The 1015-nt window shown below is 52.7% G+C and carries 1 protein-coding gene and 1 pseudogene; one reads left to right on the top strand and one right to left on the bottom strand.

What is annotated here, in order from left to right; translation table 11 throughout:
• Nucleotides 1-143: 143 nt before the first annotated feature.
• On the bottom strand, nt 144-689 hold the full coding sequence (locus QVO51_RS06155; protein ID WP_015559176.1) for an NADH peroxidase: 546 nt from the start codon (nt 687-689) through the stop codon (nt 144-146).
• Nucleotides 690-820: 131 nt separating this feature from the next.
• On the opposite strand from QVO51_RS06155, the pseudogene QVO51_RS06150 reads away from it, so the two are divergent.
• A pseudogene (locus QVO51_RS06150) lies at nt 821-1015 on the top strand (hypothetical protein); the annotation flags it as partial.

The raw sequence follows: 1015 nt of genomic DNA, 5'->3' as shown, positions 1-1015 counted from the left end.
GCCGCAGCCGGTGGAGCAGTGGGTGATCTTCTGCACATCTTCAAATGCGCTCTCCACGTTTTCAAACCGGGTCTCCCGGTGCAGGGCGTTTTCCACGTCTGCATAGGTCACCTGCATGCAGTGGCAGATCGTGTAGTTTTCCATCAGCCGAAGTACCGCTTCAGCAGGCCTGCAAATGCGCAGCCATGTCTTGCTTCGTCCTTTGCCATTTCGTGAACCGTATCGTGGATGGCGTCCAGATTCAGCTCCTTTGCCTTTGCGGCAAGCTTCTTCTTGCCCTCGCAGGCACCGCTCTCTGCGGCTACCCGCATCTCCAGGTTCTTCTTGGTGGAGTCGGTGATGACCTCGCCCAGCAGCTCTGCGAACTTTGCCGCATGCTCTGCCTCCTCGTAAGCCGCCTTCTCCCAGTACTGACCGATCTCCGGATAGCCCTCCCGGAATGCAACTCTTGCCATTGCCAGGTACATGCCCACCTCGGTGCATTCCCCGGTGAAGTTCTGGCGCAGACCCTCCACGATTTCCGGATCCACACCCTTTGCAACGCCTACCACGTGCTGGTCAGCCCATGCCACAGCGTCCTCCTTCTGCTCTACAAACTTGGAAGCAGGTGCCTTGCACTGCGGACAGAATGCCGGGGGCTCGTTTCCTTCGTGTACATAACCGCAAACAGAACATACAAACTTTTTCATACTCGTATCCTCCATATATGATTTTTTAGATTTGAAAAGTCTGCCTTGACTTTTCATTGTATTTAGTTTATCATAAAGGAAAACGAAATTCTGTTGCAATTGCAACATTTACGAAATTCGGGGGTGTTTTTTTGGATTTTTGCAATATTGCCTTGTTTGAAAATGTTTCCCACCATGACTGCGAGCGGATGATGCAGTGCTTTCACGCCACCAACGCAAATTTTCCTGCCGGCGCCGTGATCTGTGACTATGAAAAGACCTTCGGCAGAATCGGCATCGTCCTCAAGGGCATGGCGTCCCTGATCCGCACCGATGAAAACGGCAGC

Source organism: Ruminococcus sp. CAG:379 (assembly GCF_000434255.1).
Classification (GTDB): domain Bacteria; phylum Bacillota; class Clostridia; order Oscillospirales; family Ruminococcaceae; genus Ruminococcus_F; species Ruminococcus_F champanellensis.
The sequence above is the reverse complement of the archived record's forward strand: the minus strand, read 5'-3'. Positions and strand labels throughout refer to the sequence as shown.